The 12570-nt window shown below is 72.1% G+C and carries 14 protein-coding genes; 10 read left to right on the top strand and 4 right to left on the bottom strand.

Features of this window, described 5'->3' with window-relative positions; genetic code table 11:
* Genes pyrE through VYL96_RS13965 form a run of 7 tightly spaced genes read left to right on the top strand, consistent with a single transcriptional unit; the run spans position 1 to position 3819 of the window.
* Complete coding sequence (gene pyrE / locus VYL96_RS13995; protein ID WP_007629136.1) at positions 1-558, top strand: orotate phosphoribosyltransferase; 558 nt, start codon at positions 1-3, stop codon at positions 556-558.
* Positions 559-564: 6 nt separating this feature from the next.
* On the top strand, positions 565-1341 hold the full coding sequence (locus VYL96_RS13990) for a lysoplasmalogenase family protein (RefSeq protein ID WP_243699709.1): 777 nt from the start codon (positions 565-567) through the stop codon (positions 1339-1341).
* Positions 1338-2141: an SDR family oxidoreductase gene (locus tag VYL96_RS13985; RefSeq protein WP_063935270.1), complete on the top strand. Its 804-nt coding sequence runs from the start codon at positions 1338-1340 to the stop codon at positions 2139-2141. The genes VYL96_RS13990 and VYL96_RS13985 overlap by 4 nt, the downstream gene beginning before the upstream one ends.
* Positions 2138-2821 carry a TrmH family RNA methyltransferase gene (locus VYL96_RS13980; protein WP_131885874.1) on the top strand — a complete coding sequence of 228 codons (684 nt, stop codon included), beginning with the start codon at positions 2138-2140 and terminating at the stop codon, positions 2819-2821. Before VYL96_RS13985 ends, VYL96_RS13980 begins: the two co-directional genes overlap by 4 nt.
* 31 nt (positions 2822-2852) lie before the next feature.
* Entirely contained in the window at positions 2853-3332 is a 480-nt protein-coding gene (locus VYL96_RS13975; protein WP_063973794.1) for a DUF2975 domain-containing protein, read from the top strand.
* Entirely contained in the window at positions 3332-3544 is a 213-nt protein-coding gene (locus VYL96_RS13970) for a helix-turn-helix domain-containing protein (protein ID WP_131885875.1), read from the top strand. Before VYL96_RS13975 ends, VYL96_RS13970 begins: the two co-directional genes overlap by 1 nt.
* On the top strand, positions 3541-3819 hold the full coding sequence (locus tag VYL96_RS13965; protein WP_131885876.1) for a hypothetical protein: 279 nt from the start codon (positions 3541-3543) through the stop codon (positions 3817-3819). Before VYL96_RS13970 ends, VYL96_RS13965 begins: the two co-directional genes overlap by 4 nt.
* Here VYL96_RS13965 and VYL96_RS13960 read toward each other — a convergent pair.
* Complete coding sequence (locus VYL96_RS13960) at positions 3745-4380, bottom strand: DedA family protein (protein ID WP_243699711.1); 636 nt, start codon at positions 4378-4380, stop codon at positions 3745-3747. The genes VYL96_RS13965 and VYL96_RS13960 overlap by 75 nt on opposite strands.
* A gap of 139 nt (positions 4381-4519) precedes the next feature.
* On the opposite strand from VYL96_RS13960, the gene VYL96_RS13955 reads away from it, so the two are divergent.
* The 3 genes from VYL96_RS13955 (at position 4520) to VYL96_RS13945 (ending at position 8625) form a co-directional block, all read left to right on the top strand.
* Complete coding sequence (locus VYL96_RS13955; protein ID WP_131885878.1) at positions 4520-5515, top strand: MsnO8 family LLM class oxidoreductase; 996 nt, start codon at positions 4520-4522, stop codon at positions 5513-5515.
* Positions 5516-5757: 242 nt separating this feature from the next.
* Complete coding sequence (fbaA, locus tag VYL96_RS13950) at positions 5758-6795, top strand: class II fructose-bisphosphate aldolase (RefSeq protein WP_061228946.1); 1038 nt, start codon at positions 5758-5760, stop codon at positions 6793-6795.
* A gap of 186 nt (positions 6796-6981) precedes the next feature.
* Positions 6982-8625, top strand: a complete 1644-nt coding sequence (locus tag VYL96_RS13945) for an HNH endonuclease signature motif containing protein (protein WP_243699710.1) — start codon at positions 6982-6984, stop codon at positions 8623-8625.
* 14 nt (positions 8626-8639) lie between these two features.
* Here VYL96_RS13945 and VYL96_RS13940 read toward each other — a convergent pair whose 3' ends face one another.
* From VYL96_RS13940 to VYL96_RS13930, 3 genes are all read right to left on the bottom strand, one after another.
* The gene (locus tag VYL96_RS13940; RefSeq protein WP_131885880.1) at positions 8640-9104 is read right to left on the bottom strand and encodes an Rv0361 family membrane protein; all 465 of its coding nucleotides are present in this window, start codon (positions 9102-9104) and stop codon (positions 8640-8642) included.
* 237 nt (positions 9105-9341) lie between these two features.
* Positions 9342-11060 carry an alkaline phosphatase D family protein gene (locus VYL96_RS13935; RefSeq protein ID WP_131885881.1) on the bottom strand — a complete coding sequence of 573 codons (1719 nt, stop codon included), beginning with the start codon at positions 11058-11060 and terminating at the stop codon, positions 9342-9344.
* A gap of 82 nt (positions 11061-11142) precedes the next feature.
* A complete protein-coding gene (locus tag VYL96_RS13930) occupies positions 11143-12549 on the bottom strand; it encodes a trimethylamine monooxygenase (protein WP_131885882.1) in 1407 nt (468 codons plus the stop codon).
* Between the last annotated feature and the right edge of the window lie 21 nt (positions 12550-12570).

The following is a 12570-nucleotide window of genomic DNA, read 5'->3' as shown; positions in this document are numbered from 1 at the left end:
ATGACCGAGCCCGCCCCCGTCGACGCCCAGTCCCGCGCGCGCCTGTCCGAGCTGGTCGCGGAGTTGGCCGTCGTCCACGGTCGCGTCACCCTGTCCTCGGGCCGCGAGGCCGACTACTACGTGGATCTGCGCCGCGCGACGCTGCACCACGAGGCGTCGCCGCTGATCGGCCGCCTGCTGCGCGAGCTCACCGCGGACTGGGACTTCGACGCCGTCGGCGGGCTCACCCTCGGCGCGGATCCGGTGGCCACGGCGATCATGCACGCGCCCGGCCGCCCGGTCGACGCGTTCGTCGTGCGCAAGGAGGCCAAGAAGCACGGCATGCAGCGCCGCATCGAGGGCCCCGACATCGTGGGCCGCCGCGTGCTGGTGGTGGAGGACACCACGACCACCGGCAACTCGCCGCTGACCGCCGTCGCCGCCCTGCGCGAGGCGGGCGCGGAGGTCGTGGGCGTGGCCACCGTCGTGGACCGCGCGACCGGCGCCGACGACGTGATCCGCGCGGAGGGCGTGGAGTACCGGGCGTTGCTCGGCCTGACCGACCTGGGATTGGAGTGACCTGAGGTGACGAACACGACGACCACGACGACGACGAGGTCCGCCTCCGAGCGCGTGCGGCAGGCGCTGACGGAGCGCGTGGGCGTGCTCACGGACACCTCTCGCCCGGAGGGACCGGCGTTCCTCGCGGCGGCCGCGGGGACGGAGATCGCCAAGGCCACCGGCGTCGGTGTGCCGGAGAAGCTGTGCAAGCCGCTCATCGTGCCGGCGGCGCTGGCGATCGCGCTGCGGGACGGCCGGCCCCTCTCGGCGGTCGACACCGCGCTGCTGTCGGCCACCGGGGCGGCGTACACGACGGGCGACGTCATCCTCATGCTCGGCGACGGGCACGCCAGCCGGGACGTGGGCCGGCTGGCCGCGGGGGCGGCGGCGTTCGCGACCGGCCACCTCGCGCTGGGCGCGCTCATGCTGCGCTCGGGCCTACGGTTCAAGCCTGTGCAGTCGGCCGTGCACGGCGTGGTCGCCGGGGCGGCCGCCGCGGTGCTCCTCGCGGAGGGCCGCGAGAACGCGCCGCTGGCCGCGTACGGCGGTCTGCTCGCGACGCTGTCGGCGCTCGCGACCTCGGTCGACCGCTCGCACGGCCCCGCCGCGTCGGTGCTGGCGGTGGCCGGGCCGGTCTTCCTGCTCAGCGACTCGCTCATCCTCGCGCGCCGCAAGGTCAAGGGCGGCACGGTGCCGGCGCGCGCCCTGGACGTCGGCGTGATCGACACGTACGCGACCGCCGCGCTGCTCCTGCTCACGGGCACCGCCGCCGCGGCCCGCCACGCCGGGAGCCGGGCGTGAGCGCGGCGGCCACCGTCCTCGTCACGGGCGCGGGGCGGGGGATCGGCGAGGCCACCGCCCGACGGTTCGCCGACGCCGGGTACCTCGTCGGCGCGTACGACCTGCAGCCGTGCGCGTGGGCCGAGGGCGACGACAGGTTCGTCACCGGCGCGCTCGACGTCACCGACCCCGCCGCGTGGGAGGCCGCGCTCGCCGAGCTCACCGCCCGCAGCGGCGGCGCGCTGGACGTGTTGGTCAACAACGCCGGGCTGCTGTACGGCACCCCGTTCATGGACGCGAGCTACGAGAAGGACTCGGCGCTGGTCGACGTCAACGTCAAGGGCGTGCTCTACGGCTGTCGCGCGGCGTTCCCGTACCTCCGGGCCGCGTCCGCGCCGACGGTGGTCAACCTCTGCTCGGCGTCGGCGATCTACGGCCAGGCGGAGATGGCCACCTACTCGGCCACCAAGTTCGCCGTCCGCGGCATCACGGAGGCGCTCGACCTCGAGTGGGCCGCGCACGGGATCCGCGTGTGCTCGGTGTGGCCGCTCTACGTGGGCACCGAGATGCTCTCGGGCGTGAACACCGCCGGCATGCGCAACATGGGCGTGCGCCTGACCGAGGGCGACGTCGCCGGCGAGATCCTCGACCTCGCCGAGCAGACCCGCCGCACGCCGCGCGGACTGCTCGGTCGGCTTCGCGGAGCGTTCGGCCGCGAGGTCCACCGCCCGGTCGGCGCCCAGGCCACGGCGATGTACCTCGCGTCGCAGGTCGCGCCGGGGCGCCTCACCCGGCTGACCAACAAGCGCCTCACCTCGTGACGGAGCCCGCGGCCGGGTCGGCGGAACCCGGCGAGCCCGCGCCCGGTCCGACCGAGTGGGGCGACGGCGCGGTCGGCGTGGGCCCGTGGGAGGTCGAGCACCCCGGCGAGCCCCGCCCGACGGGCGAGACCTGGGACCCCGAGCTGCTGGACGCGGGCGACCGCCGCAATGTCGTCGACCGCTACCGCTACTGGCGGCGCGAGGCGATCGTCGCCGACCTCGACACGCGCCGGCACCCGTTCCACGTGGCGATCGAGAACTTCGGCCACGACGCCAACATCGGCACGGTCGTCCGCACCGCCAACGCCTTTCTGGCGGCCGAGGTGCACATCGTGGGCCGCCGCCGCTGGAACCGCCGCGGCGCCATGGTCACCGACCGCTACCAGCACCTGCGGCACCACGACGACGTCAGCGCCCTCATGGAGTGGGCTGCGACCGAGGGGCTGCCGGTCGTCGCCGTCGACAATCTCCCCGGCGCCGAGCCGCTCGAGGCGGTGAGCCTGCCGCGCGAGTGCGTGCTGCTGTTCGGGCAGGAGGGCCCCGGCGTGAGCGACGACGCCCGCCTGCGGGCCGCGCGGACGGTGTCGATCGCGCAGTTCGGCTCGACCCGGTCGATCAACGCGGGCGTGGCCGCCGGCATCGCCATGCACGCGTGGATCCGGGAGCACGCCGCCTATTGATTTTCGATAGGTTTCAGTCCATAGTCGTTGCATGAACATCGAAAGACGGGCGGTTCTGCCGCTCCGCATCTGCCTCGTGGTGCTGTTCGCGGTCCTCGTGCTGCTCGAGGTGATGTCCCTGCCGGGGCAGTTCGCCCACATGGCCGAGACGAACCCCGATTCCGCGCACCTGCGGTGGCCGCTCACGGCGGTGTCGATCTTCCTGGTCGTCTGCATCCAGGTCGTGGTGGTGGCCACCTGGAAACTGCTCTCCCTCGTCGAATCCGACCGCATCTTCACCGAGGCCTCTCTGATCTGGGTGGACGTGATCCTCTGGGCGATCGTCGCCGCCTGGGTGGTGCTCGTGTCCGTGCTCGGCCTTGTCGGATTCACCGCGGACGATCCCGGGCTGCCGCTGCTGCTCTTCGTCGTCGTCGTCATCATCACCGTCGCCGCGCTGCTCATGGTGGTCATGCGCGCCCTCCTCCGGCAGGCCACCGGCCTGCGCTCGGAGATGGACACGGTGATCTGATGCCGATCGTCGTGCGGATCGACGTGGAACTCGCCAAGCGCAAGATGAGCGTCGGCGAGTTCGCGGAACGGGTGGGACTCACGCCGGCCAACGTGTCGGTGCTGAAGAACGGGCGCGCCAAGGCGGTGCGGTTCAGCACGCTCGAGGCCATGTGCCGGGTGCTCGAGTGTCAGCCCGGTGACCTGCTGGAATGGGTGGAGGACGAGGAATGAGGACCGTCGCGGGCATGACAGACGGCGCGGGCGTGAGGAGTGCGGCGGAGTTCGGGGTAGCCCTCGCCGCGGTGCTGATCGTGGTGGCGCTGGGCGGGATGGCCGTCGTGTACGGCGAGGCCGACGACTCCCCGGGGCTGCAGGGGATCGGCGTGCTGATGGTGATCGCCGCGGTCGTGTGGGCCCTGCGGTGGCGGACCTCAGGCGGCCGGGGTCGCCGGGCCGTTGCGGATGCGGGCGACGAGCTTCGGCCCCGCGGTGACGAGCATCGGTAGCACCGACACCAGCACGATCCCGATGAGGATCAGGTCGATGTGCTCCTTGATGAACGTGAACCGGCCCAGCCACGCGCCCAGCGCCGTCACGCCGGCCGCCCACAGCAGGGCGCCCACGACGTTGAACGAGACGAACACCCGGTAGCGCATCCCGGCCATGCCCGCGACGAGCGGCGCGTACGTGCGCACGATGGGCACGAACCGGCACAGGATGATCGTCGCCGGGCCCCACTTCTCGAAGAACTCGTGGGCCTCGTGGATGTAGGCCTGCCTGAAGATCCGCCCGTCGGGCCGCTCGCGCAGGTGATGGCCCCAGCGGTTGCCGATGAAGTAGCCCGCCTGATCGCCGAGGAACGCCGCGATCGGCGCGGTCACCAGCACCACCCACAGGGGCGCGAACGGGTCGGCCTGCTGGGTGAGCAGCCCGGCGGTGAACAGGAGCGAATCGCCGGGCAGGAACGGGAACAGCAGGCCGGACTCGATGAAGACCACCGCGAGGAGTGCCGGGAGGATCGCGTTCCCGAACGGCCCGGTTCCGGACAACCAGAACTCGGGATCCATGAATCCCGGGCCGATCGCCAGGACCTGGGGGGCCTGCTCGGCCAAGAGATGCACGTTCACCCGGGAAGCATAATCCCGGGCCGCCGGATCCGGTGTCACGCGCGACCGCCGCTGTGGCAGACGCCGCTACGGTGGGGTCGTGGCCCCCATCGCTCTGCCGGACCCGCTCCGACTGTCCCTGCTGGACAGGTCCCGGACCCGTGACGGCGAGTCCCACGCCGAGGCGATCGAGGCGACGCTACGCCGCGCCGAGCACGCCGACGAGCTGGGCCTGCACCGGTACTGGACCGCCGAACACCACGCCGTTCCCGGCATCGCGAGCGGCAGCCCGCCGCTGCTCATCGCGGCCGCCGCCGCCAGGACCGCGCGCATCCGGCTCGGCTCGGGCGGGGTGATGCTGCCAAATCACCGCCCGCTGGTCGTGGCCGAGCAGTTCGCCATGCTCGAGGCCATGCACCCGGGCCGCATCGACCTCGGCGTCGGCCGGTCGCTCGGCTTCACCGCCCCGGTCCGCGAGGCGCTCGGCGTGAGCGAGTATGACACCGACGCGTTCGACCGCGACATCACCGCCGTGCGTGACTTCCTCCACGGCCGCGGGCCCGTCACCGCGTTGCCGGTGGTGGACGACCCGCCGCCGATGTTCGTCCTGGCCACCGGCCGCGGCCTGGAGGTCGCCGCGCGCGCCGGCCTGCCGGTCGTCGTCGGCGGTCCGCGCCTGCTGGCCGACCCGACGCCGCTGGAGCGCTACCGCGAGGCGTTCCGGCCGGGCGGGGCCGACTCCGAGCCCTACGTCGTGGTGAGCCTCGAGGTGATGATCGCCGACTCGACCGAGGCTGCGCGGGAATTGTTGCTGCCGGAGGCGTGGGCGATGGCCGAGTCGCGCGAGACCGGCGCGTTCGGACCGCTGCGGCCGGTCGAGGAGGTCCTGGACCGGAGGTTCCGGCCCCAGCAGCTCCGGCGGATGGAGGAGTGGATGGGCACCGCTGTGCACGGCGACGCGGAGAAGGTGGCCGGGGAGATCGCCGCGCTCGTCGACCGCACGGGCGCCGACGAGATCATGGCGTCGACGTCCACGTACGATCGGGACGCGCTCGCGCGGGCCGACGAGGCGTTCGCCGCGCTGCTCGCCGGCTGACGTGCGGGGCGGCGCCGACGGCAGCCCCCGGGGGAACCCGCGGGGCGGCCGGGCTTCGCCCAGCCGAGGCCGGGCCCGCCTTGTCGAGGGCGTAGCCAGCCCTGTCGAGGGCGGTGCCGAGCGGCTCCCGGGTGCGCGGGGTGGGGCTGGCCTAGTCTGGTGGGGTGCGCCCGCCGTCACAACGGTGCCGGCGCCCCGGCCGAGGCCATCCGCACCAGAACTGAACCACCGGAGGAGACCCCATGCCCATCGCAACTCCCGAACAGTACAAGGACATGCTCGACCGAGCCCGCCGGGAGGGTTTCGCGTACCCCGCGATCAACTGCACCTCCTCGGAGACCATCAACGCGGCCATCAAGGGCTTCGCCGACGCGGGCTCCGACGGCATCATCCAGTTCTCCACCGGTGGCTCGGAGTTCGGCTCCGGCCTGAACGTCAAGGACATGGTCACCGGCGCGGTGGCCCTGGCCGAGTTCGCCCACGTGGTGGCGGCCAAGTACGACATCCTCGTGGCCCTGCACACCGACCACTGCCCCGAGGACAAGCTGGACACGTTCGTCCGCCCGCTCATCGAGATCTCGCAGGAGCGCGTCGACCGCGGTGAGAACCCGCTGTTCCAGTCGCACATGTGGGACGGCTCGGCCACCCCGCTCGACCGCAACCTCGAGATCGCCAAGGAGCTCCTCGAGAAGACGGCCAAGGCCAAGCAGATCCTCGAGATCGAGATCGGCGTCGTCGGCGGCGAGGAGGACGGCGTCGAGAACGAGATCAACGAGAAGCTCTACACCACGCGTGAGGACTTCGAGGCGACCATCGACGCGCTCGGCGCCGGCAACACCGGCCAGCGCTACCTGCTGGCCGCCACCTTCGGCAACGTCCACGGCGTCTACAAGCCGGGCAACGTCAAGCTCAAGCCCGAGGTCCTCAAGATGGGCCAGGAGGTCGCGGTCGAGAAGCTGGGTCTCAACGAGGGCGACCTGCCGTTCGACTTCGTCTTCCACGGTGGCTCGGGCTCGGCCAAGAGCGAGATCGAGGAGGCGCTGAGCTACGGCGTCATCAAGATGAACGTCGACACCGACACGCAGTACGCCTTCACCCGGCCCGTGGCCGCGCACATGTTCACCAACTACGACGGCGTGCTCAAGGTCGACGGCGACGTCGGCAACAAGAAGACCTACGACCCCCGCTCGTACCTCAAGAAGGCCGAGCAGGCCATGTCCGAGCGCGTGGTCGAGGCATGCAACGACCTGAAGTCGGCGGGCAAGTCCAAGGGCGCCTGACGCCCTGAGTCGGCCGGCTCACCGGCCCGGTTGGCCCGGTTGGCCCGGTAGGCCCGGTTGGCCCGGACAGCGGCGCTCCTCCCGTGTGGGAGGGGCGCCGCTGTCGTCTGCGGGCATGATGGGTGGCGCCTGTATCGAACTCTTGTGCTACGTGCGGCGCGCCGGTAGAATCGATCACAGGTTCGAGTGAACGTGCGACGCGGGCAGGGGGTGACCGGGGTGGATACGACGACGACGAGGGCGTTCGGTCTCGGGGCGCTGCGCGCGGTGGATGAGCCGTTGGAGTCGTTGGACGCCTCGGCGCTGAGCGAGGTGGCGCGGTCGGCGACGCTGGCGCAGAACCTGGCCGGGGCCACCCGGCTGCATGCCGCGTACCTGCTGGTGGAGAGTTTCAAGGCGCTGGACGAGGCCGCCCACGGCGAGCCCGGCACCGATACCCGTCCCGCGCACGCCCGCCTGGACCCGGCCGACCGGGCCCGCCACCACCTGGCCGCGGCGATGGCGATGACCCGCTGGCACGCCCGCCACCTGGTCACCGCCGGCGTGCAGATCCACACCCGCCTGCCGCGCCTGCGCGAGGCCGTCGAGCGGGGGCTGCTGCCCGAACAGTTGGCCATCGACGCCGCCTGCCGCCTGGCCGGCATTCCCGACGACATCATCAGTGGTGTCGAGTCCGATGTCGTGGCCCGGCTGACCCGCGACCTGGCCGGCGGTCACCGGCCCAGCCGCACCGCCCTGGACACCACCGTCGACGCCTCCCGCGAGCGCCACGACCCCCAGGGCGCCGGCGACGCGGTCGACGCGGCCGCCGACCAGCGCACCGTGCGGTTCCGGCCCGAACGCGACGGCATGACCAGCATGTGGGCCCACCTGCCCTCCGGCGATGCCGAGAAACTGCGCCGCCGCATCGACGCCGCCGCCCGCGCCGCCGCCGACACCGGGCATCCCCGCACCCGTAACCAACTGCGCGCCGACGCCCTGGTCGCCCTGGGCGATCCCAACACCACCGACATCGCCGACCCCCTGCCCGACCACCCCGCCGACGACAGCGCGGCGGGCCCGGCTGCCCCGGGCGCGACGGCCACCTCCGGCGGCGCCTCCTCCGCCAGTGGCGAGGCCGACGCCGCGGCGGGCCGTGCGCCGCTAGGCGCCTCGTGGGGCACCGACCAGCCGATCCGTATCTCGGTCATCAACAGCATCACCCAGGGCCTGCCCAACCGCGTGGAGTTCGTCACCGGCGCCTACGCCAGCTTCGACTGGCTGTGCGAGGAACTACTCTCCGGCGGCGACGCGAAGGTCCGGTTCGAACTGCTGGACCCGCAACCGGGCACCGAAGACACCCCCGAGGCCGCGCTGAAGTACCGCATCAGCCCCGCCCTGGCCGAACGCATCCGGCTGCGCGACGGCAGCTGCCGCCACCCGGGGTGCACGGTCGATGCCCATGACTGCGAGATCGACCACGTCATCGCCTTCGACCACCAGCGGCCCGAGCTGGGCGGGCCCACCGCCGAGTGGAACCTGGTGTGCCTGTGCCGCAAGCACCACCGGGAGAAAACCTTCGGGCACTGCGCCTACCGGCCAGGGCCGCTCGGTGAGCTGACCATCATCACCGAGACCGGACACGAACACCACACCAGACCCCACGGCCCCCTGGCCCAGGCCCGCGACCGCATTCTCGACCACCGCTGGCACCAACACCTCGGCCGACTCATCGCCGACGACGGCCACCTCACCAACCCACCCGGGGTCGAACGCACCCTGCGCGCCACGACACCCAGCGGCGGTACGGAGGAGCCGACGCCGCCGGGACGCCCGGGTCGGCCGGCGTGACCGGGCGGAGCCGATCAGCCCGGCTGCTGGCCCTCGGGCACCGAGCCCATCCCGACGCCGGGCTGGCACAGCTTCCAGGCGCCGTTCTCGTCGCGCATGCGCACCTGCTCCGGACCGGATCCGTCCGACTCGGACTCGACCGTCGCCATCGCTTCCGCGCCGCCATCGGCGATTTCGACCCCGGTCACCTCGAGGTCCTGCGGGAACGAGCCCGCGATCGACTCGCGGAACATCGAATCGAGATCCGGCCCCGTCGCCTCGCTCGACGCGGTGATCGTGTCCACCAACTCCTGCGGGACCCGGTTCTCCGCGCACATATGGCTGTTGAACTCGTCGAACGACTCCGCCGAGCTCATCTGCTCCAGCGTCTCGGCCACAGCCCGCTCGGCCCGCCCCGACGACGACAACGGCCCGGCCAGGAACGCCCACGCGACCGCGGCGACCACGACCAGCGCCACCACGGCCACCGCCGCGAGCACACCACCCCGGCCCGGGCGATCGCCGCGCCCGTCACCCGACAGACGTGCCCCACCCCCCGGGCCACCGCCCGGCTGCCCCCCGGGACCCGGATCTCCGGCGGGGGGCTGCTGGCTCGTCGTCGTCATCCACTACTCCAAAGACACCCGTCGCGGCCCCGGACGGGCCGCGTCGACCCGCCACGGTAGCCGACCGGCCTGAGATTCAGTGGGGACAGGGGCCCCGGCGCCCGCCGACTCTCAGGGCAAAAGTCCCGCCGGTTCCAGACGGTCCGAGCCGTGCGGCGAACGCCAACTGGCCAGCGGGTACGCGCCGCTCGCGGGGTCCTCGCGCGCGACGAGCGCCCAGAAGTCGGCGTGCGCGTAGCCGCTCGTGAACTCGACCACCGTGAAGCCGTGCCGGTCCAGATCGGCCCAGCGGACGTGGCGGTTCACGCCGGTCAGCGCGCCCTGCGCGGCCTGCGAGAGCGGATTACCCTCGGGCAGCCCCACCATGTCGTTGATGTTGTTACTCGTGATGGACGGGGTGACGAACTCGACCGCGCCCGCGCCCGCACCGGGGTAGTCGGCGGCGTCGAGCGGCACCTCGTTGGCCCACGACGTGTGGATGTCGCCGGTGAGGAAGACGTGATTGCGGTTGCCGGTCGCGCGGATCACCTCGAACAGGCGACGGCGCTCTCCGGCGTAGCCGTCCCACTGGTCGGAGTTATAGGTGATGCCCTCGCGCGGGATGCCGAGCAGTTCGGTGAGCGCCCCGGTCGTGCGGGCGTCCAGAGGCGGGATCAGCACAGGGGTGACCATGACCGAGTTCCCGATGACGTTCCAGCGGGCCGTCGACGACGCCAGCCCGCGGGCCAGCCAGTCGAACTGCTCAGCGCCGGTCATGGTGCCGGTCTGATCGGTCGCGCGCCCGTTGAAGCGGCCCGGATCCTCCGAGCGGTACGAGCGCAGGTCGAGCATGCTCAGCTCGGCCAGCGACCCCCACCGCAGGCGCCGGTAGAGGTGCCCGCCGTCGCGCAACGACTCCGGCCGCACGGGCATCCACTCGAAGTAGGCCTGCGCCGAGGCGGCCTTGCGGTCGGCGAACGGGCCCTCGTGCGGCTGGTGGTTCTCGGCGCCGTGCTCCCACGAGTTGTTGGCCACCTCGTGGTCGTCCCACGTGCAGATCCACGGCACGTGCGCGTGCAGGGACTGCAGGTCGGGGTCCGTGCGGTACTGCGCCAGGCGGATCCGGTAGTCGGCCAGGGTGACGATCTCGTGCGGTGGATCGTGCGGGCGGACCGCGCCGGCGGCGGCCGTGTACTCGCCGCGGCCGTACTCGTAGATGTAGTCGCCGAGCTCGATGATCGCGTCCAGGTCGCCGCGCGCCTCGAGGTGGCGGTAGCCGGCGAAGAACCCGGCCTCCCAGTTGGAGCACGACACCACGCCCACGCGCCAGCGGCCGGACGCGGGCATGGCGCCGTCGGCGGGGGCGGTGCGCGTGCGGCCGGTGCGTGAGGTCTGGCCGAGCGCGCGGAACCGGTAGTGGTACCAGCGGTCCGGCGCGAGGCCGACGCAGTCGAGCTTGACGGTGTGATCGCGGCCGGCGTCCGTGGTGACCGTGCCCGACCGGACGATGGTGGTGAAGCCGGGGTCGGTGGAGACCTCCCAGTCGACGACGACGAGATCCCCGATGCCCGAGCCCGGGGTCGCCTGCTCGGAGGGCGTGACACGCGTCCACAGGATGACGCGGTCCGCCATCGGGTCGCCGGACGCGACGCCGTGCCGGAACACCGCGGAAGCGGACCCGCCCGCGACGTCCCCGGAGGCGGGTCCGCCCGCCGCGGCGGCTGCAGACGCGGCGCGACCGGTGAGGGCTCCGGCGCCGACCGCCGCCCCGGCCAGCGCCCCCGCCCGCAGGAGGGAGCGCCGGCCGAGGCCCGCGCGGGACCGGGAGGGATCGGCAACAGAGTCGGTCATGCGACCAGCGTGACCGATCGTGCGCCCCCGCGCCCCGGTTATCGCTGAGGCGTCACCGGATGTTCATTCCCGGGTCCGGCGCTCAGCGCGCGGTGGACTCGGCGGGCGCGCCGTCCTCGACCATCTGCTCCAGCTCGCTGCGCGCGGGGGTCGACAGGTACCGCGCCATCGAGTCGTCCAGCTCGCGCAGCCACGGGGTGTGGTGCTCGGCGGCCATCGTGCCGGTCATGACCGAACGGTGCGGTTTGTCGCGGTAGGTGAGGATGTTGGCGGCCTTGTCGTCCTTCCACGCGAGGAAGATCCGGACGACCTCGTCGAGATCGAACTCCGAGTAGTCGGTCGCGTCGATGAGGTCGCGGATGTAGTCGGCCTGGAACCGCACCTGGTCGGCGTCACCGTCGAGCTGCTGGAAGCGGTCGCGCCAGGCGCGCATGTGCGCGGCGCGGTCCTGTGCCGACGGCAGCGGCGTGCGTCCGAGGATGAGGTCACGCACGTACCAGGCCTGCGCGTCGAACATGTTGAACGTGAACCACTGGTCCTGGGCGCCGAGGTAGTACACGCGCGGGTTCTTCTGCCACACCACGCCCCGGTACAGGCCGGAGGGGTAGATGTTGTTCGGCGACTGCAATGCCAGGTCGGCGGGCAGGAACGGGTACTTGTGCAGGTAGCCGGTGCACAGGATCACCGCGTCGAACTCCCGGGTCTCGCCGCCCGTGAAGTGGACCGTGCTGCCCTCGAAGCGGTCGATGAGCGGCAGCTCCTCCATGCCGTCCGGCCAGTCGTAGCCGATCGGCCGAGTGCGGTAGGACATCGTCACCGAGCGGGCGCCCATCTTGAACGCCTGCACGCCGATGTCCTCGGCGGAGTAGGAGGCGCCGACGAGCAGGACCCGCTTGTCCGCCAGGTTCTCGGCGCCGCGGAAGTCGTGGGCGTGCTGGACCGAGCCGGGGAAGGTGTGGATGCCCTCGAAGTCGGGCACGTTGGGGAAGCTGAAGTGGCCGGTCGCGACGATGATGCGGTCGAACTCGGAGGTGGTGGTGCGGCCGGAGCGGAGGTTCTCCACGGTCACGGTGAAGTTGTCCTGGTCGCGGTCGTAGTCCACCCAGCGCACGGCCGTGGAGAACTGCACCTTGTCCTTGACCTCGGACTTGCGCACGCGGCCGTCGATGTAGTCCCGCAGCACCTCGCGCGGCGGGTAGGAGGAGATGGGCCGGCCGAAGTGCTCGTCGAAGGTGTACTCGGCGAACTCCAGGGCCTCCTTCGGGCCGTTCGACCACAGGTTGCGGTACATCGAGGAGTGCACCGGCTCGCCGTACTTGTCGATCCCGCTGCGCCAGCTGTAGTTCCACTGGCCACCCCAGTCGTCCTGCTTCTCGTAGCAGACGATCTCGGGGATCGTGGCGCCCGCGCGTTGTGCGGACTCGAACGCCCGCCGGGCGGCGATGCCGCTGGGGCCGGCTCCGAAGATGGCGATTCGTTGATTAGACAACTACTTTCCTTCCGGCCGTCA

It is taken from the genome of Dietzia maris (assembly GCF_036287335.1).
GTDB classification, from domain to species: Bacteria; Actinomycetota; Actinomycetes; order Mycobacteriales; family Mycobacteriaceae; genus Dietzia; species Dietzia cinnamea.
Note: the sequence above shows the minus strand (reverse complement) of the source record. Positions and strands in the feature narration are given on the sequence as shown.

What these genes read in the sequence shown, in the direction of transcription:
- pyrE (WP_007629136.1), top strand. Translation starts at nt 1, where the DNA reads ATGACCGAGCCCGCCCCCGTCGACGCCCAGTCCCGCGCGCGCCTGTCC.
- VYL96_RS13975 (WP_063973794.1), top strand. Translation starts at nt 2,853, where the DNA reads ATGAACATCGAAAGACGGGCGGTTCTGCCGCTCCGCATCTGCCTCGTG.
- VYL96_RS13970 (WP_131885875.1), top strand. Translation starts at nt 3,332, where the DNA reads ATGCCGATCGTCGTGCGGATCGACGTGGAACTCGCCAAGCGCAAGATG.
- VYL96_RS13965 (WP_131885876.1), top strand. Translation starts at nt 3,541, where the DNA reads ATGAGGACCGTCGCGGGCATGACAGACGGCGCGGGCGTGAGGAGTGCG.
- VYL96_RS13960 (WP_243699711.1), bottom strand. Translation starts at nt 4,380, where the DNA reads ATGGATCCCGAGTTCTGGTTGTCCGGAACCGGGCCGTTCGGGAACGCG.
- fbaA (WP_061228946.1), top strand. Translation starts at nt 5,758, where the DNA reads ATGCCCATCGCAACTCCCGAACAGTACAAGGACATGCTCGACCGAGCC.
- VYL96_RS13935 (WP_131885881.1), bottom strand. Translation starts at nt 11,060, where the DNA reads ATGACCGACTCTGTTGCCGATCCCTCCCGGTCCCGCGCGGGCCTCGGC.